Annotated in this window: 18 protein-coding genes; 3 read left to right on the forward strand and 15 right to left on the reverse strand. The window is 30.9% G+C overall.

Features of this window, described 5'->3' with window-relative positions; all coding sequences use genetic code 11:
- The 3 genes from BR69_RS22240 to BR69_RS0118845 form a co-directional block, all read right to left on the reverse strand.
- Positions 1-209 (reverse strand): rubredoxin-like domain-containing protein (locus BR69_RS22240; RefSeq protein ID WP_423219695.1); only part of this gene is annotated, 209 nt, incomplete at its 3' end.
- A 185-nt stretch (positions 210-394) separates the two neighbouring features.
- Complete coding sequence (gene groL / locus BR69_RS0118840; protein ID WP_027634584.1) at positions 395-2023, reverse strand: chaperonin GroEL; 1629 nt, start codon at positions 2021-2023, stop codon at positions 395-397.
- A gap of 36 nt (positions 2024-2059) precedes the next feature.
- The gene (locus BR69_RS0118845; protein ID WP_027634585.1) at positions 2060-2329 is read right to left on the reverse strand and encodes a co-chaperone GroES; all 270 of its coding nucleotides are present in this window, start codon (positions 2327-2329) and stop codon (positions 2060-2062) included.
- Positions 2330-2691: 362 nt separating this feature from the next.
- Between BR69_RS0118845 and BR69_RS0118850 the strand changes: the two genes are divergently transcribed.
- Positions 2692-3336, forward strand: coding sequence for a TIGR01906 family membrane protein (locus BR69_RS0118850; RefSeq protein WP_027634586.1), 645 nt, complete (start codon positions 2692-2694; stop codon positions 3334-3336).
- Positions 3337-3670: 334 nt separating this feature from the next.
- On the opposite strand, the gene BR69_RS0118855 is transcribed toward BR69_RS0118850, so the two are convergent.
- From BR69_RS0118855 to BR69_RS0118875, 5 genes are all read right to left on the reverse strand, one after another.
- Entirely contained in the window at positions 3671-5170 is a 1500-nt protein-coding gene (locus tag BR69_RS0118855) for a 4Fe-4S dicluster domain-containing protein (RefSeq protein WP_027634587.1), read from the reverse strand.
- A gap of 314 nt (positions 5171-5484) precedes the next feature.
- Entirely contained in the window at positions 5485-6408 is a 924-nt protein-coding gene (locus BR69_RS0118860) for a DNA-3-methyladenine glycosylase family protein (protein ID WP_027634588.1), read from the reverse strand.
- A 403-nt stretch (positions 6409-6811) separates the two neighbouring features.
- On the reverse strand, positions 6812-8194 hold the full coding sequence (gene gltA / locus BR69_RS0118865; RefSeq protein ID WP_027634589.1) for an NADPH-dependent glutamate synthase: 1383 nt from the start codon (positions 8192-8194) through the stop codon (positions 6812-6814).
- The gene (locus tag BR69_RS0118870; protein WP_027634590.1) at positions 8194-9084 is read right to left on the reverse strand and encodes a sulfide/dihydroorotate dehydrogenase-like FAD/NAD-binding protein; all 891 of its coding nucleotides are present in this window, start codon (positions 9082-9084) and stop codon (positions 8194-8196) included. Before BR69_RS0118870 ends, gltA begins: the two co-directional genes overlap by 1 nt.
- 210 nt (positions 9085-9294) lie before the next feature.
- Entirely contained in the window at positions 9295-9756 is a 462-nt protein-coding gene (locus tag BR69_RS0118875; RefSeq protein WP_027634591.1) for a hypothetical protein, read from the reverse strand.
- A gap of 280 nt (positions 9757-10036) precedes the next feature.
- On the opposite strand from BR69_RS0118875, the gene BR69_RS0118880 reads away from it, so the two are divergent.
- Positions 10037-10720, forward strand: a complete 684-nt coding sequence (locus tag BR69_RS0118880; RefSeq protein WP_027634592.1) for a hypothetical protein — start codon at positions 10037-10039, stop codon at positions 10718-10720.
- Between the two features lie 59 nt (positions 10721-10779).
- Here the strand turns inward: BR69_RS0118880 and BR69_RS0118885 are convergent, their stop codons facing one another.
- From BR69_RS0118885 to BR69_RS0118915, 7 genes are all read right to left on the reverse strand, one after another.
- Positions 10780-11628: a 3-hydroxybutyryl-CoA dehydrogenase gene (locus BR69_RS0118885; RefSeq protein WP_027634593.1), complete on the reverse strand. Its 849-nt coding sequence runs from the start codon at positions 11626-11628 to the stop codon at positions 10780-10782.
- Between the two features lie 21 nt (positions 11629-11649).
- On the reverse strand, positions 11650-12654 hold the full coding sequence (locus tag BR69_RS0118890; RefSeq protein WP_027634594.1) for an electron transfer flavoprotein subunit alpha/FixB family protein: 1005 nt from the start codon (positions 12652-12654) through the stop codon (positions 11650-11652).
- A gap of 16 nt (positions 12655-12670) precedes the next feature.
- Positions 12671-13450, reverse strand: a complete 780-nt coding sequence (locus tag BR69_RS0118895; RefSeq protein ID WP_027634595.1) for an electron transfer flavoprotein subunit beta/FixA family protein — start codon at positions 13448-13450, stop codon at positions 12671-12673.
- A 12-nt stretch (positions 13451-13462) separates the two neighbouring features.
- Positions 13463-14602 carry an acyl-CoA dehydrogenase gene (locus BR69_RS0118900; RefSeq protein WP_027634596.1) on the reverse strand — a complete coding sequence of 380 codons (1140 nt, stop codon included), beginning with the start codon at positions 14600-14602 and terminating at the stop codon, positions 13463-13465.
- Between the two features lie 22 nt (positions 14603-14624).
- Entirely contained in the window at positions 14625-15407 is a 783-nt protein-coding gene (locus tag BR69_RS0118905; RefSeq protein WP_027634597.1) for a short-chain-enoyl-CoA hydratase, read from the reverse strand.
- Between the two features lie 226 nt (positions 15408-15633).
- Positions 15634-16275: a redox-sensing transcriptional repressor Rex gene (locus BR69_RS0118910; protein WP_027634598.1), complete on the reverse strand. Its 642-nt coding sequence runs from the start codon at positions 16273-16275 to the stop codon at positions 15634-15636.
- 585 nt (positions 16276-16860) lie between these two features.
- The gene (locus BR69_RS0118915; RefSeq protein WP_027634599.1) at positions 16861-17142 is read right to left on the reverse strand and encodes a hypothetical protein; all 282 of its coding nucleotides are present in this window, start codon (positions 17140-17142) and stop codon (positions 16861-16863) included.
- Positions 17143-17375: 233 nt separating this feature from the next.
- Between BR69_RS0118915 and BR69_RS0118920 the strand changes: the two genes are divergently transcribed.
- Positions 17376-18098: a glycerophosphodiester phosphodiesterase gene (locus tag BR69_RS0118920; RefSeq protein WP_027634600.1), complete on the forward strand. Its 723-nt coding sequence runs from the start codon at positions 17376-17378 to the stop codon at positions 18096-18098.
- Positions 18099-18162: the final 64 nt, after the last annotated feature.

Here is an 18162-nt window from a genome sequence, read left to right on the forward strand (position 1 = left end):
CATTCTCCCATGAAGTTTTGTTGTAATCCTTCTATTATTCTTGGATCTACATCCTTTGCAACTCCTATTCTGTGCTCATCTGCCCAAGACATTTCCTCATCTGACTTCTCTACGAACTTAGAAGCTGGCGCCTTACATTGTGGACACTTTTCTGGTGCCGCTTCCCCTTCATGAACATATCCACATATTGTACATATAAACTTTTTCATAATATATAACCTCCTAGTATTTTAAAATATCAAACTTTCTCTCTTTAATATTCGGATAATTTATATCCATTAATAACTATTATATCATATTTTTGTAATATAATCAATGATTTTATATAAATTGTATAAAATCATATTGTTTATAAAATTTAAAAGAGGCTATCATAAGATAACCTCTTTTATTTTTAGTACATTCCGTCCATTCCCATTCCTGGTGCAGGCATTGATGGTTGTGGATTCTTTTCTGGTATATCAGTTACTGCTCCTTCTGTTGTTAAGAAAGTAGCTGCAACTGAAGCTGCATTTTGAAGTGCTGATCTTGTAACCTTAGTAGGATCAACAATTCCAGCCTTTAGCATATTTACGTACTTATTATTTAATGCATCATATCCTATTCCAGCTTCACTATTTCTAACCTTATCTATTATTACAGAACCCTCAACTCCAGCATTTATAGCTATTTGTCTCATTGGTTCTTCTAAAGATCTAGCTACTATATTTATACCAACTTGTATATCACTGTTTTCAGATTTTAGGCTTGCAACATCATTTAATACGCTTATAAATGCTGTTCCACCACCTGGTACTATTCCTTCTTCAACTGCTGCTTTTGTAGCTGCTAAAGCATCCTCTATTCTAAGCTTTCTTTCTTTAAGCTCAGTTTCAGTAGCTGCTCCAACCTTTACAACTGCAACTCCACCTGAAAGCTTAGCTAATCTTTCTTGAAGCTTTTCTTTATCAAAATCAGAAGTAGTCTCTTCATATTGAGCTCTTATTTGGTGAACTCTATTCTTTATGTCCTCACTGCTTCCTCTTCCATTAACTATTGTAGTGTTTTCTTTAGTTATCTTAACACTTTCAGCTCTTCCTAAGTCTTCTATAGTTGCATCCTTTAAATCACGTCCAAGATCTTCTGATATAACAGTACCACCTGTAAGTACAGCTATGTCTTGAAGCATTTCTTTTCTTCTATCTCCAAAGCCTGGTGCTTTAACTGCTACACAAGTGAAGGTTCCTCTTAGCTTATTAACTACAAGCGTAGCCATAGCCTCTCCTTCTATGTCTTCAGCTATTATAAGTAACTTCTTACCTGCTTGAACTATTTGCTCAAGTACTGGTAGGATATCTTGAATATTAGTTATCTTCTTATCTGTTATTAAGATAAATGGATCATCTAGGTTAGATTCCATCTTCTCAGCATCTGTTACCATGTAAGGGCTTACATATCCTCTATCAAATTGCATTCCCTCAACAACATCTAATTCTGTTCCCATAGACTTAGACTCTTCAATAGTGATAACTCCTTCGTTACCAACCTTCTCCATAGCATCAGCTATAAGCTTACCTATTTCTTCATCTGCAGCAGATATAGCTGCTACTCTTGCTATGTCTTCTTTTCCTTCTACTTGTTTAGAAAGGTTCTTAAGCTCTTCAACTGCTTTCTCTACAGCTTTATTTATACCCTTTCTTATAAGCATTGGATTAGCTCCAGCTGTAACATTCTTTAATCCTTCTCTTACTATTGCTTGAGCAAGTAATGTAGCTGTTGTAGTTCCATCTCCTGCTACATCATTTGTCTTAGTTGCAACTTCTTTAACAAGTTGAGCTCCCATATTTTCATATGCATCTTCAAGCTCTATTTCTCTTGCTATTGTAACACCATCATTAGTTATTAATGGTGAACCAAATTTTTTATCTAATATTACATTTCTTCCCTTTGGTCCTAAAGTAACCTTTACTGTGTTTGCAAGGATATCAACACCTCTTTGCATAGATCTTCTTGCTTCTTCACCTAATATTATGCTTTTAGCCATTTAAAATTCCCTCCTAACAAATAAATAAATTTATAATTATTCTACTACTGCTAATATATCTTCTTGTTTAACTATAATGTACTCATCAGCTGCAACCTTAACTTCTGTTCCAGCATACTTAGAGAATAAAACCTTATCTCCAACCTTAACTTCCATAGTTACTTTTTCTGTTCCTGGTCCTACTGCAACAACTTCAGCCTCTTGTGGCTTCTCCTTTGCATTACCAGTAAGTATAATTCCGCCCTTTGTTACTTCTTCTGCTTCTAATCTTTTTATAACTACTCTGTCTCCAAGTGGTCTTATCATGTTTACCCCTCCTTAAATATATATGATAATATTAATATACTTTTCTAAACATCTGTTAGCACTCTATACTATCGAGTGCTAATTCACCTATAATGATAAAGTATTCTTAAGGTTACTTCAAATTTAACAAATTATCTTAAAATTTGATTATAGGCTCTATACTTCGTTTTTTTGCCATTATTAGCTTAAAGCTCATTTTTTCATTATTTTATTAAAAAAATCTTATGTTTTTATTTTTATGTTTTCCTTTTCTTAATTTTCTCATATTATTATCTCCAAAACTCTATTTAATATATATAATTTTTTATATAATAACTCTATAAGAAAATATAACTTAATTTAAGAGGAGTTTTAATGATTAAATGAAAAAATTATTATTTTTATCTGGTGTACTATGTATTTATCTTGCTATTATATCTTCTAGCATAACCATGTCTATAAGGTTTAAGCCTCTATTTTTATATGATGTGAAAAAATTTGATATCCCAAACACTATTGGTGTTAGCTATGATAAAATAGTTAAAAATTATGATGAACTTATGAATTATTTAAATAATAGAAAGGTTCCTACCCTATCTATGTCTGATTTTAAAAGTTCTGAGGAAGGATTAATTCATTTTAAAGAGGTTAAAAAACTATTTTCTCTAAACTACACTATTAATGTTATTTCTCTTTTAGGATCTTCTATATTTTTAATATATTTATTTATAAATGGCATAGTAAAAAAATTAAAGAGACCCCTTATAATACTTTTTCTATGCCCAATTATACTTACATCCATCTTTCTTTTAAATTTTGACAGGGCCTTTACTATGTTCCATAAAATCTTTTTCAGGAATGACTACTGGCTTTTTGATCCTGATCTTGACCCTATTATAAATATTCTTCCTCAAGAATTTTTTATGCATAGCTTTATATTTATAATAATATTAATAGAGCTATTTGTATTAATTCTTTTAGTAATAAGTAAAAAAATTAATGCAAAACCCTTAAATAAGTATAAGTAAACTAACTTTTAATTAACCTAGGCTTTTATTTTTACCTATACTTACATAAGCCTATTTTAAAACTTTACAATATCCATCCCATAACCTTACCTATGAATATTATAAAGTTTAAAGATGAATAATTTCCTTCATCATTAAATACCTCTAAATAAAATCCCTTATCTATTTAGAGGTATTTTAATATTTCCTTTATAAAAAAGCTCACTTACCTTTTTCTTATATTTAACTATAGATAAAAAAATTAAGGCTTCATTACTAAGAAATATATTTATTTCCTATAAAAGCCTTAACTATTAATATGTTTTATTATTACTATATATATTTCTTAACTTTTCTATTCACAATGCCTTTCTAAGTTAAGCTTAAGGTACTCTTCTAGTGTATCATTTGATAACACAGACCTTTTAGTGGATTCATTATTAAATTTATTCATCACAGGCTTTCCTTTTAACTGAGAAACTAAATTTCCTGGTCCTCCTATACAGCCGCCCATACAAGCCATTCCTTCAATAAAGTTCCCATCAATCTTAAGAACCTTTGCCATTGTCATGGCCTTTTTAACCTCTGCTCCTCCACTAACCTTAACTGGCTTAAAATCAACATCTATATTTTTATCCTTTATATAATTCTCTATGGCAGCAGTAAGTCCTCCCCCTGCAGCAAAGCCTCTTCCATAAATAGATCCTTCATCTAATACATCCTTTTCACATTTTTCTATATCCACATTAAAAGCATCTAATAGGGCATAAAGCTCTTCAAATGTTAGAACATAGTCAACATCTCCCTTAAGTTCCCCTCTCAATGCTTCCATCTTCTTAGCTGTACAAGGTCCAATAAACACTACCTTTGCATCCTTATCCTTAGATTTTATATACCTAGCTGTTGCTATCATAGGTGATACAGTGGAAGATATATTTTTCACTTCTGATCCAAACATAATTTCTATATATTTCATAAAACCTGGACAGCAAGAACTAGTCATATATTTATTTCCCTCTTTTATCCTATGAACAAATTCATTGCTTTCAAAAGCTGTAACTGCATCTGCCCCTTCTGCCACTTCCTTCATTGTAACAAACCCTATTTTTTTCACTGCAGTTTTTACTTGATCCATAGATATCTTAAATCCAAATTGTCCTCCTATGGCTGGTGCAACTATAGCATATAATTTCTCTCCTTTAGAAAGTTCCCTAGCTACTTGTCCAATAGAACTTTTATCCATTATAGCTCCAAAAGGACATACTGCCATACAATTCCCACAATTTATACAAAGACTCTCATCAATTATAGCCTTCTTGTCTTCTGAATCCTTGCTAAAGCTTATTGAACCTGTTGGGCATACTGCCCTACATGGCCTCCCTACCACAGATATAGCATCATAAGGACAAGCCTTTTTACACATTCCACACTCTTTGCATTTGCTATCATCTATGTAGGCACTTCCATCTACCCTTGATATGCACTTAGCTGGACATACCTCCATACACTTATGTGATATACATCCACGACAAGCATTAGTAACCCAATACTTCTTTGTAGGACATCTATCACAAGCTTCATCTATAACATAAATTATCTGATCACTGTCAGATATATCTTGAAACTCATCACTATTATTCCTGGTTATATTGGAACTTAAAATTTTAACCGTATCTAATATAACCTTTTTTTCCTTGTTAACTGTGTCTCTATAATTAGGTTTATCATCTTGAAATATTATCCCTGGTATTTTTATAAGCTCTTCCTTTATAAGCCTATCTTTTATCCCCAGACAAGCTATATTCTTTAAAATCTCATGTTTGAATTTTTTTAATTCAGTTTCAAATGTAAGCATATTTATCCCTCTCCTAAAATCTTTCAAAACTTTTTTAACCCCTGTTTTAAAGTACAATGTTACAGTTTAACCTAGAAAAATCAAAACACTTATGCTTACATTATAACAGAAAATACTTATAATGTAATAAGCCCTATTTTATTACTTTTCATTAAATTCATAGTAATATTATATGAAAATAATAACTTTTTAAAATTATTAATATTAATAGAGCAAAATATAATGACTCCTTCTATAAATTCCTAGAAGGAGTCATATTTTTGTAATTTTACCTTTATTCTATTTAAATCTATATTAGAAAGTCTAATAATAAATTATATCTTAATATTATTTTCCCTAGCGTAGTAGAAAAGATATTGCTGTGCGAATCCTGATAAGTCGCCAAACTTATCCCTTGCAAAATCTCTCATCTTTTTTAATGATACATCAGGAGCTAAATAGAAATGCTGCATAGCTCTTTTAACCCATACATCCACTGGGAATGCAGAATACTTCTCCATGGAGAAAAGCATAATACAGTCTGCAACTTTTGGACCAATTCCTGAAAAGTTTTGAAGTGCTTTATGGCATTCATCATCACTTAAGGATTTTATATAACTTAAATCCCAATTAATCTCCCCTTCTGAAAGCATCTTACAAACCTTTGCTTCTTCCTGAAATTTATATATCTTACTTATAGTATCATGTATGTATTTTGCTCTAAATCCAACCCCACAAGCTTCAATCTCCTCTAAAGATAATTTACTAAGGTCTTCTAATGTTGGAAATGCATAATATGTTTTCCCGTTGTAAGAAAGAGTTTTTCCCCATTTGCTACTTATGGTATTAATAGCCCTTCTTATCATAGGTATCCTATTATTAGCTGATATAATAAAACTAATAACAATTTCAAAAGGATCCTGTTTTAATAGTCTTATACCATGACCAAACTCAACAGATTTCTTTAAAATTTCATCATTAGATAATTCATTTTTTATATCACTATAATCCCTATTTAAATCAAAGAATTCAAGCCATATATTATTAAAATCGTCCTTAGTTGCATTATAAATATAAACATCATTGCCTCTCTTTTCTACCTCTATAACACGTTGAAATGCCACCCCTATGTAATTGTCATTTTCTTGTCTTTCCCACCTAAAACATTGTCCACAATCAAAAATATGAGGAAGCTCAAAGTTCTTTACTTCCTTTATTATAACTCCATCCTTAAATTCTTCTATATATTTAAAATCCATAATTTCACCTTCTTAACAATAATTTATTTTAATTAATATTATATAATATTAATTATCTAAAGTTAATGCTTTTTTCTATTAATAATTATCTATTAATAATTTATTAAATATAACTCCTATAATATTTACTTAATAACTTATTAAACTACTTTAGTTTATGTTTAGTTTTTTATTTTATACTTTTCTATATTATTTTATTGTATTACTTAAATCTTAAATGAATTTTAGCTGTTAGATAAACTTATACAAAAATAAAAAACCATGGATAACTATGAAAACACTCTTAGCTTACCTCCATGGCTTTTTATTACAATTTATAAATATAGATCTAATAAATTTAACCTAAGTCTATTTTAGTTTTCACTATATTTCTATAACATAATCTTATTCTATAACATAATACCTATTTACTTAAAAACTCATCTATTGCAGCTGCTGCTTTCTTCCCTGCTCCCATAGCAAGAATAACTGTAGCAGCGCCAGTTACTGCATCTCCTCCTGCATAAACTTTCTCTTTAGTAGTAAGTCCTGTCTCTTCTTCTGCTATTATACATTTTCTATTATTAATATCTAATCCTTTTGTAGTACTAGATATCAATGGATTTGGAGATGTTCCAAGGGACATGATTACTGTATCCACATCTATTATAAATTCTGATTCCTTAACTTCTACTGGTCTTCTTCTACCTGATGCATCTGGTTCCCCAAGCTCCATTTTTATACACTTAATACCTTTAACCCATCCTTTTTCATCAGATAAAATTTCTACTGGATTGGTTAAAAGATCAAAAATTATTCCCTCTTCCTTAGCATGATGAACCTCCTCAACTCTTGCTGGAAGTTCCTCCTCACTTCTTCTATAGATTACATGAACCTCTGCTCCAAGTCTTAATGCAGTTCTAGCAGCATCCATAGCAACATTACCGCCACCAACTACAGCCACCTTATTACCAACTCTTATTGGAGTTGAATACTCTTCCTTAAAAGCTTTCATAAGATTACTTCTAGTTAAAAACTCATTAGCTGAACATACCCCATTAGAGTTTTCTCCTGGTATCCCCATAAACTTTGGAAGTCCAGCTCCAGAACCTATAAATACTGCATCAAAACCCTCTTCATTTAAAAGAGCATCTACTGTTACTGTTCTTCCAACAATAACATTAGTTTCTATTTTAACTCCTAACTTCTTTATATTTTCAATTTCATGCTTAACTACTGTATCCTTAGGAAGTCTAAACTCTGGTATTCCATAAACTAAAACTCCACCAGGCTCATGTAGTGCTTCAAATATTGTTACATCATAACCTTTTCTAGCTAGGTCTCCAGCACAAGTAAGTCCAGCTGGTCCACTTCCTATAACTGCAACCTTCTTTCCCTTACTTTCTTCTTTTTCACAAAGGGATATGTTATTTTCCCTAGACCAATCTGCAACAAATCTTTCAAGCTTCCCTATAGAAACTGACTCTCCCTTTATACCTAAAACACACTTTCCTTCACATTGACTTTCTTGAGGACATACTCTTCCACAAACTGCAGGTAATGCTGAATATTTAGCTATGGTTTTAGCAGCCTCTTCAAAATTTTCCTCTTTAACATGGCCTATGAATTCTGGAATATTAATATTTACTGGACACTTAGTAACACAGTGAGGATTTTTACAATTTAAACATCTTGAAGCCTCTTTAACAGCCTCTTCTTCATTATACCCATAGCAAACTTCCTCAAAGTTTTTTGCCCTAACCTTTGGATCTTGTTCCCTTACTGGTACTCTCTTAAATCTATCCATTACTTGTCACCTCCGCAACCACAGCCTTTTCTATGATGAGTATCTCCCTCTTCTTTCTTAAGAACTTCTCTTCCTTCTTCAGTTTTATACATAGCTTGTCTTCTCATAGCCTCATCAAAATTAACAAGATGACCATCAAACTCTGGTCCATCTACACAGGCAAATTTAACCTCATTTCCAACAGTAACTCTACAAGCACCACACATACCTGTTCCATCTACCATAATCGGATTTAAACTAACAACTGTCTTTATATTTAGTTCCTTAGTAAGTAATGTAACAAATTTCATCATTATCATAGGACCTACAGCAATACATAGGTCATATTTTTTGCCCTTATTAACAACTAAATCTTTTATTACATCTGTAACTAAACCATGAGTTCCATAACTTCCATCATCAGTAGCTACATAAAGATTTCCTGAAACCGACTTCATTTCATCTTCTAGTATGAGGGTTTCTTTTGATCTGGTACCAACTATAACATCTGCCCTAACTCCATTTTCATGAAGCCACTTTACTTGAGGATAAACAGGTGCTGTTCCAACCCCTCCTGCAACAAACAATATGTTCTTTTCTTTAAGACTATTTAAATCCTCATGAACCATCTCTGATGGCATACCAAGAGGTCCTACAAAATCTGAAAATACATCTCCTTCTTCATAGAGTGCCATTTTCTTAGTTGAACTCCCAAGAGTTTGAAATACTATGGTAACGCTACCTTCTTCCCTGTTGTAATCACAAATGGTTAAGGGTATTCTTTCCCCTTTTTCATCCATCTTTATTATTACAAATTGTCCTGGATAACATGACTTTGCTACTCTTTTAGCTTCTACATCCATAAGGTATATATTCTGAGCTAAAAGTCTTTTTCTTAAAATCTTATACATATTAATCCCCCCACTAAAATTTAAGCATTGAAAAAATAATTAGATAAAATATCCTGCACATTTCTATTACAATATAATAGGCTATACTGTTCTATATCCTATTACTTTCTGTAATAAAAGTTAGGCTAATTCCTAATTACTTTTTAATATATATAATTATTGATTATATATATCCCCTAGAATATATAATCAATATATTATTTATCGTCTTTAAAATAAAAATAGAATAAGAAAAACAATTATCATACCTATTAATAAGCTTTTTTTTCTATACCCTAACCAATCATCACTTGTAGTCATTGCATATACCTCAACTAAATAGTTAGCTATAATAAAAATTATAAAGATAAGAGAATATTTTACTGAATATCCCACTTCCATAAACTTATAGGCTAGATAAAGCACTAAACCCCCTATCAAGAAATAAGAGTATGGATTCTCCTTTACATATTCCTTAAAATCCTTGTCCTTTTTTTCATAGGCTATGTATCTATCTATATTTTTAAACCTACTTATAGCATGAAACATTTCCTTATCTTTAATATATATTATTCCAAGAAATATATATGATAAAGATATAATAATAAGGGTTCCAGATATTCCTATAAAATAAGGTAATGCTCCAATATTAATAGCTAATAAAAGTGAACTCCCAATTCCCCTTAAAGACATATTATCCTCCTTATTAGTTCGACTTTATTTTCTCTATATAATTTTATCACATCCTATACTATTTGTGTCATATATTATTCTAATAATTCTTAATAATTAAAATCTTTAGTCATATATCCAAACTTATAATTATTTTTTTCTCCTTAAAATGCTTTGTTAAAATACATTTATAATATAATTTCATACCTTTCTATCCCCTAAAACTCAAAGAAACTTTTAACATATTTTCAAGTTTTGCATATTGTAATATTATAGCAATTATTATCTCGGAGGAGGTATAGTGTTTAATACTATCTTAAAACCCTTTAATGCAGAGATTAAAAATCTACTAAACACCCACATAATAGGTGTAGATATATTAATCGATAATTCTTCTCTTAATCTAGAAAACTTTAATTTAAAAGAACTTGAGCACTACATTAATTCCAAAAAAGGTATATTTAATGCCTCTTGTTTATGCACAAATGAAGAACTTACTTTTAGACTCTATTTAAAAACTTTATTTAATTTAAAAAATAAAGATACATTTTCCATTAACTTAACTATAATTCCTTGTGGAAATTATAGCGGTACTATCCATTTCATACCATACTTAACAAAAGATATAGTAAAGGAAACATCACCAGGGCTTAACACCCCTTCAATAGTATCAAAAGATATATCTAGTAAAGGTGCATACATGTGTTTTATAGATAATGAATCTGTTCTTACTTATGCTATGAAATGTGAAGTTTATGAAGGAGATTTTAAAAAAACCTCCTTTAATACTGAAAAATCTGACCCTAACAAATTATCCTACTCCTTAAAAGCTAAGAGCTTAGCTGGAACCCCAGTTATGCTAAATAAATACTGTTCTCTTATAAAAGGTTCTATTGGATGTGAAGATGATTTAAATAAAAGAGCTTTAGATCTTGTTAAAAAATCTTGTATAAAAGGCTTCGATAATATAAAAAGAGGTTGGTAAAATAGGATGGTGCTGAAAAACCATAGGTTTTTCAGTGCCATCCTATTCTACTAACCTTTTTATTTTTTATAATTAAAGAATCCTCTACCTGTTTTTCTTCCTAAATATCCCGCTCTTACATATTTCTTTAATAAAGGACATGGTCTGTATTTAGGATCTCCTGTTTCACTATATAATACTTCCATTATAGCTAAAACTATATCATTTCCTATAAAATCTGATAATGTTAATGGTCCCATAGGATGATTAGCTCCAAGCATCATAGCTTTATCTATATCTTCTTCACTTGCAGTTCCTTCTGCAAGAACACATATAGCCTCATTTATCATAGGAATTAAAATTCTATTTACTACAAATCCTGGTGCTTCCTTAACTTCAACAGGATCTTTTCCTATGGATAGTGATAATTCCTTAACCGCATTAAAACTCTCTTCTGAAGTAGCTATACCTCTAATTATCTCAACTAATTTCATAACTGGAGCTGGGTTAAAAAAGTGCATTCCTATAACCTTATCTGGTCTATTAGTTGCTGTTGCTATCTCTGTTATAGAAAGAGATGATGTATTAGTTGCAAGAATTGTTTCTTCCTTACATAATTCACCTAATTCCTTAAATATCTCTCTTTTTATTGCCATATTTTCTACAGCTGCTTCCACCACTAAGTCACAGTCGTGAGCTAACTTAAGGTCAGTAGTTCCTTTAACTCTTGAAAGTATCTCATTTTTAGCCTCTTCTTGAAGTCTTCCCTTTTCTACAAGTTTACTTAAACTTTTAGTTATTCCAGCAATTCCTCTTTCAACAAATTCATCTTTTATATCTCTTATTATAACTTCATATCCTTTAACTGCAAAAGCTTGAGCAATTCCTGCTCCCATAGTTCCTGCCCCAAGTACAAATATCTTCTTCATATATGACCCCTCCTTATTTTCTTAATTATTCATAGCCTTAAACTGAGCTATAAGTTCTGGTATAACTTTATTTAAATCTCCAACTATTGCGTAATCTGCCATTTTCATTATTGGAGCATCTGCATCCTTATTTATAGCTATTATAACGTCACTGTCCTGCATACCAGCTACGTGCTGTATTGCTCCTGATATACCGCAAGCTATATATACACTTGGTCTTACAGTTTTACCTGTTTGTCCTACTTGATAATCCTTTTGAAGCCAATCATTATCAACAGCTGCTCTTGATGCTGAAACTATTCCTCCCATAGCATCTGCAAGATCATAAAGAAGCTTAAAGCTTTCCTTGCTTCCAACCCCTCTACCTCCGGAAATAAGAATCTTTGATTCTGATATATCTTGAATTTCTTTATTTTCCTTAACTATCTTAAGTATTTTTGTCCTTATATCTTCTTCCTTAATATCTATATTTACTTTTTCTATATTTTTTTCCATCTCTTCATTTCTTGGAAGCTTACTAAAAACTCCTGGTCTTACTGTAGCCATTTGAGGTCTATGATCAGTACAAGCTATAGTAGCCATTAGGTTTCCACCGAAAGCTGGTCTTGTTGCAAGAAGATACTTTCCTTCTTCATCTATATCAAGAGATGTACAATCTGCTGTAAGTCCTGTGTTAAGCCTTGCTGCTACCCTTGGTCCTAGGTCTCTTCCTATAAAAGTAGCTCCTATAAATATAATTTCTGGCTTTCTTTCCTCTACTAACTCACATATAACCTTTGTATATCCATCAGTTGTATAATTCTCTAAAGTTTTATCCTCTACAAGAAGAACTTCCTCTGCCCCATGATAGGAAAGTATGTCCGCTAAATCTCCTACATTATTTCCTAAAAGTAAAGCTGTAAGCTTAACACCTAACTTATCAGCAAGTTTTTTTCCTTCTCCTAAAAGCTCTAAAGATACCTTTTGAAGTTCTCCATCCCTTTGCTCTGCAAATACCCAAACACCTTTATATTGTTCTAAGTTCATCCTTCTTACCCCCTTATTAGATGTAGTGCTTTTCTTTTAATTTAGATAATAAATATTCCACTGCTTCTGGTACTGGCTTATTAATTATCTCACCTTGACCTTTAACTTCTTTAGTCATAGATTTTTTAACCTTTGTTGGTGAACCTGGTAGTCCAAGTTTATTTTTATCTACATCTATGTCGCCCGCAGTCCAAACTTTTATCTCTTTATCAGCTGATGAGAATATATCCCAAGCATTCATATACCTTGGCTCATTTAATTCCTTTATAGCTGTTAATAAAACTGGTTTATTAACTTCTATTATTTCATATCCGTCCTCTAAAGCTCTATTTATAAGAAGTTTATCTCCTTCTTCTTTAACCTCTTGTACATAGGTTACTTGAGGTATGTTTAAATGTTCTGCTATTTCTGGTCCTACCTGAGCCGTATCTCCATCTATAGCTTGTCTTCCTGCAAGTATTATGTCATAGTCTAGTTTTCTTATAGCCCCTGCTAGTGCATAAGAAGTTGCTAAAGTATCTGCTCCTGCAAATGCTCTATCTGTTATTAATATAGCCTCATCTGCCCCCATAGATAAAGCTTCTCTTAAAGCGTCCTTTGCTTGAGGTGGTCCCATGGTTATAACGGTTACACTTCCACCATTATTTTCTTTTAATGTAATAGCTTCCTCTAAAGCATGCTTATCCTCTGGATTTATTATAGAAGGTACTCCATCTCTTATTAATGTACCTGTTTTTGGATCTATTTTAACTACAGTAGTATCTGGAACTTGTTTAATACAAACAACGATTTTCATAAGTCTTCCCCCTTATTTTAAAACACTTCCTGAGATAACCATTTTTTGAACCTCTGAAGTTCCTTCATATATCTCAGTTATTTTAGCATCTCTCATCATTCTTTCTAATGGATATTCCTTAGTGTATCCATATCCTCCAAGAAGTTGAACACACTTAGTTGTTACTTCCATTGCAATATCTGCTGCAAATAACTTTGCTCTTGCAGCCTCTACAGAGTAAGGAATTCCTTTATCCTTATTATAAGCTGCCTTATAAACAAGGTTTTTAGCTGCTTCTATTTTTGTATCCATTTCTGCTATCATCCATTGAAGTCCCTGGAAGGCAGCTATTGGTCTTCCAAATTGTTTTCTTTCTTTTACATATTTTATAGCTTCTTCAAAAGCTCCTTCTGCTATTCCTAAAGCTTGAGCAGCTATTCCAATTCTTCCTCCATCTAATGTTTTCATTGCTATACCAAAGCCTTTCCCTTCTTTACCTATTAGGTTTTCCTTTGGCACTATACAATTTTCCATTATGAGTTCTGTAGTTGAGGACGCTCTTATGCCCATCTTATCTTCAAGTTTTCCTATGGAGAATCCTTTAAAACCCTTTTCAACTATAAATGTAGATATTCCTTTAACCCCTTTACTTCTATCTGTCATAGCAAATATTATGAAGGTTTCTGCAACACCACCATTAGTTATAAAGATCTTGCTTCCATTTAATATATAATTATCCCCATATAAAACTGCTGTAGTTTGTTGACCTGAGGCATCTGTTCCAGCATTAGGCTCTGTTAGTCCAAAGGCCCCAATCTTATCTCCATTTACAAGAGGAACTAAATATTTTTGTTTTTGCTCTTCTGTTCCAAATTGATCTATTAATGATGCACATAAAGATACATGAGCTGATAATATTACCCCAGTTGATCCACACACCTTAGATAACTCTTCTACAGCTAGAATATAAGATAAAGTGTCTCCCCCTGCTCCACCATATTCTTTCTTAAAAGGAATTGCCATCATTCCATACTTACCCATAAGCTTTGCATTTTCCATAGGAAATCTTTCTGTCTCATCTATTTCTGCTGCTATAGGCTTTACCTTGTTTTCAGCAAACTCCCTAACCATTTGCCTTACTAATTCTTGTTCTTTTGAAAGCTTAAAATCCATTATGCTTACCCCCTCATTTTCCTTAATTATTCTTAAAAGTCTTATCTCTCTTTTCAACAAAAGCTGTCATTCCCTCTTTTTGATCCTCTGTTGAAAAACATTCTCCAAATACTTCAGCTTCATACATTAAAGCTGTATCTATATCACACTGCATTCCTCTATTTATAGCTGCCTTAGAAAGTCTTATAGCAGCTGGTCCTTGAGATGCAATTAAATTTGCCATTGCTTTTGCTTCATCTATTAAGTTTTCTAGAGGTACTATTTTATTAACAAGTCCTATATTATAAGCCTCTTCAGCTTTTACAATCCTTGCTGTAAATATAAGTTCCTTTGCACGTCCTTCGCCTACAAGTCTTGGAAGTCTTTGAGTTCCTCCAAAGCCTGGAGTTATTCCTAAACCAACTTCTGGTTGTCCAAATTTTGCTTTCTCAGAAGCTATTCTTATGTCACAAGCCATGGAAAGTTCACAGCCTCCACCAAGAGCAAATCCTGGTATAGCCGCAATAACAACTTTTTCGATATTTTCTAATCTTCTGAAAATTTTGTTTCCTAAAATTGAAAATCTTCTTCCTTCTAATGCACTTAAATCTTTCATTTCTGTTATATCTGCTCCTGCAACAAAAGCCTTATCCCCTGCACCTGTTAAAACTATAGCATAGATTTCATCATCATTTTCTATAATATCTAAAATATTATCTAGCTCTTTTAAAGTTTCTGAATTTAAGGCATTTAAAGCCTTAGGCCTGTTAATAGTTACAATAGCGATTTTTCCTTCCTTTTCAAAAAGAACATTTTTTAGTTCCATTTGTATCCCCCTTTATTTTTAATACATTAAAATACGAGTTTTGTGTTATTATTTCCAGGTAAATTCTTATGATTTCTTTTATTCTTTGTTAAACATGTAACAATTGATAATAAAAAATAATTGAAGTATGATACTTCAATTATTATTATATAGCCCATTGGATAATATTTCAATAACCTTTGAAAGTTTTTTGAATTTTTAAACATTCCTATGTTTTTATAACAGATTATTCTTCTTCTTCCACTTCATTTAACAAATATGCAAGAGTAAGTAAACTATCACTTAAATGAACATTCTCAATTATTACGTCCTCCGGAACACTTAAATCTACTGGTGCAAAGTTCCATATTCCCTTAACTCCATTATTAACTAGTAGGTTACAAGTTTTTTGAGCATTAACCTTAGGTACGCAAAGCACTCCTATATCTATATGACTTCCCTTTAAGAATTCTTCTAGGTCATCTATATCTTTAATCTCTATATCTCTTATTTTCATACCTACTAACTTAGGGTTAGCATCAAATATTCCTTTTAGAGTAAATCCTAACTTTTCAAATTTGTTATAGTTTGCAATAGCCTGACCTATGTTTCCAGCTCCTATGATTATAGTGCTATATTCTCTTGTTAATCCTAAAATAGTACTTATCTGATTATAAAGCTCACGTACATTATAGCCATATCCTTGCTGGCCAAAATCACCAAAACAATTTAGGTCTTGTCTTATTTGAGAAGCTGTAAAACCTATTTTTTCACTAAGTTCCTTAGATGAAATTCTATCCACATCATTACGTAATAATTCCGATAAGTATCTATGGTATTTAGGCAGCCTCTTAATTACTGCCATAGATATATTTTTCTTTTTATCCATCTTAACACCTCTTCTATGTTAAAGTAATGTCTTCCTAATTAAAAATTTCATGTTTTAATTATATATTTTTTCACAATATAATTACAAGAAAGTTTTTATTACTTTAATTTATATTATACTAATTTTTATTTATATTAAATTAAACCTATTAATATTTCAAGGTTCTTCCTATAAACTTCTAAATATTATTATAGCTTATATATGTAAGTTATATAAGTATTTTATGAAAATTTTAAGTTTCATTGATAAAAAATAAACTTTTTTTAAAAAATCCTCTTTCTTTAATTATTCCAATAAACCTAAATCCTACTCATAATCTTTTATTTTATCCATTTTTTCTTTGAAATTAAGCCAACTCCTTTAACTTCTAAAAAACCACAGGATTTTCAGTTTAAAGATTAATTTATATCCATTTATAAATCAAGGATATTGCTAATTAGTAAATTAAGTATTTATGTTAAAATATCACAAAAATATTCTGTCATTAATCTTAATTAGTAACTAATAAAGCCTTCCTATATTTTTATTTCCATGGCTATCATAAAGATAAAAAAATGTTCCTGCAAATGCAGGAACCAATTGGGATTATGAATCTTTATAGTCAACATCTATAATTATCTTTTCCTTTTCTTTTTCATCCTTAAAAGGAAAATCATCATTATTATATGTTTCCTTAGATTCTTTATTATATATATTTGATTTATTGGATTTTTTAAATCCACCAAATTCCTTCTTTAAATATTTGAATAAAAAGTATCCCCCTATACCTATTATTATAAAAGGGATTAAGAAAAAAGTAATTTTTATAACTACTAATGCTATAACTATGATTAAAGCTATAGTCACAACTTTATTAATACTCTTCATACACTTCACCCTATTCTGATATTCATATCCTCTCTTCAAATTAATATCAACATAACTTATAACTATATATTATCACATATTACTAAAAATAGTCTTAAATAACCCTTAACATTTTCTTAAGTTTTTGTAAAATATATTTATATCTTATACTAATCTATTCATTAAACCAAGAGTTAATTCTATAATAAAGACATAGTTTAATAATATTTTATAATGTGCTAAAGGAGATTTATATGAATAAAACTTTAAATATTGCTCATAGGGGCTTTAGTGGAGAATATGCTGAAAACACCATGGTTGCCTTTGAAAAAGCCTTTGAAGCTAAATGTGATGGTATAGAAACGGATGTTCAATTTACAAAGGATAAAATACCTGTACTATGTCATGATGAAACCTTAGATAGAACCTCTAATGGCTCTGGTTATATAAAAGACTATACCTATAAAGAACTTCTAAACTTAGACTTTAGTTATAGATTTAATTCTGAGATTAAAAATATAAAAATTCCTACCTTAGAAGAATTATTGATCTTTGCAAAGGATCAGTCTCTCCTATTAAATATAGAACTTAAAAACACGGAAATTCCTTACAATGGATTAGAAGAATCTGTTATAAATTTAATCTATAAATATAATTTAAATAATAATGTAATTCTCTCCTCCTTTAACCACTACTCAATGGCTCTAGTAAAAGAAATAGATAAATCTATAAAAACTGGTCTTCTTTATGATGGTAATCTCTATAAGCCTTGGGATTATTGCACCATGGTAGGAGCTGATTGTCTTCATCCTCAATATTTTAGTATTATGAGTAAGGAAATTGTAAATACTATATTAAGTAAGGATATAATGATTAACACCTATACAGTAAATAATATAGAGCACATGAAAAAACTTAAGAGTTTTGGTGTAAGTAGTATAATAACTAACTTTCCCCACATACTAAATAAGATTTAATTATAGCATATTTCAGTATAGCTATAGATAACCCCAGTAAAATCTTAACTTATACAAAAAAACT

The organism is Clostridium hydrogeniformans DSM 21757 (genome assembly GCF_000686705.1).
Taxonomy (GTDB): Bacteria; Bacillota; Clostridia; order Clostridiales; family Clostridiaceae; genus Clostridium_Z; species Clostridium_Z hydrogeniformans.

Excerpts from the sequence above, each read along its gene's own strand:
- BR69_RS0118905 (WP_027634597.1), bottom strand. The coding sequence starts at position 15,407 with ATGGAACTAAAAAATGTTCTTTTTGAAAAGGAAGGAAAAATCGCTATT.
- groL (WP_027634584.1), bottom strand. The coding sequence starts at position 2,023 with ATGGCTAAAAGCATAATATTAGGTGAAGAAGCAAGAAGATCTATGCAA.
- BR69_RS0118845 (WP_027634585.1), bottom strand. The coding sequence starts at position 2,329 with ATGATAAGACCACTTGGAGACAGAGTAGTTATAAAAAGATTAGAAGCA.
- BR69_RS0118910 (WP_027634598.1), bottom strand. The coding sequence starts at position 16,275 with ATGGATAAAAAGAAAAATATATCTATGGCAGTAATTAAGAGGCTGCCT.
- BR69_RS0118920 (WP_027634600.1), top strand. The coding sequence starts at position 17,376 with ATGAATAAAACTTTAAATATTGCTCATAGGGGCTTTAGTGGAGAATAT.
- BR69_RS0118885 (WP_027634593.1), bottom strand. The coding sequence starts at position 11,628 with ATGAAGAAGATATTTGTACTTGGGGCAGGAACTATGGGAGCAGGAATT.
- gltA (WP_027634589.1), bottom strand. The coding sequence starts at position 8,194 with ATGGATAGATTTAAGAGAGTACCAGTAAGGGAACAAGATCCAAAGGTT.
- BR69_RS0118900 (WP_027634596.1), bottom strand. The coding sequence starts at position 14,602 with ATGGATTTTAAGCTTTCAAAAGAACAAGAATTAGTAAGGCAAATGGTT.
- BR69_RS0118915 (WP_027634599.1), bottom strand. The coding sequence starts at position 17,142 with ATGAAGAGTATTAATAAAGTTGTGACTATAGCTTTAATCATAGTTATA.
- BR69_RS0118870 (WP_027634590.1), bottom strand. The coding sequence starts at position 9,084 with ATGTATAAGATTTTAAGAAAAAGACTTTTAGCTCAGAATATATACCTT.
- BR69_RS0118855 (WP_027634587.1), bottom strand. The coding sequence starts at position 5,170 with ATGCTTACATTTGAAACTGAATTAAAAAAATTCAAACATGAGATTTTA.
- BR69_RS0118850 (WP_027634586.1), top strand. The coding sequence starts at position 2,692 with ATGAAAAAATTATTATTTTTATCTGGTGTACTATGTATTTATCTTGCT.
- BR69_RS0118890 (WP_027634594.1), bottom strand. The coding sequence starts at position 12,654 with ATGAACTTAGAACAATATAAAGGTGTTTGGGTATTTGCAGAGCAAAGG.
- BR69_RS0118895 (WP_027634595.1), bottom strand. The coding sequence starts at position 13,450 with ATGAAAATCGTTGTTTGTATTAAACAAGTTCCAGATACTACTGTAGTT.
- BR69_RS0118860 (WP_027634588.1), bottom strand. The coding sequence starts at position 6,408 with ATGGATTTTAAATATATAGAAGAATTTAAGGATGGAGTTATAATAAAG.
- BR69_RS0118875 (WP_027634591.1), bottom strand. The coding sequence starts at position 9,756 with ATGTCTTTAAGGGGAATTGGGAGTTCACTTTTATTAGCTATTAATATT.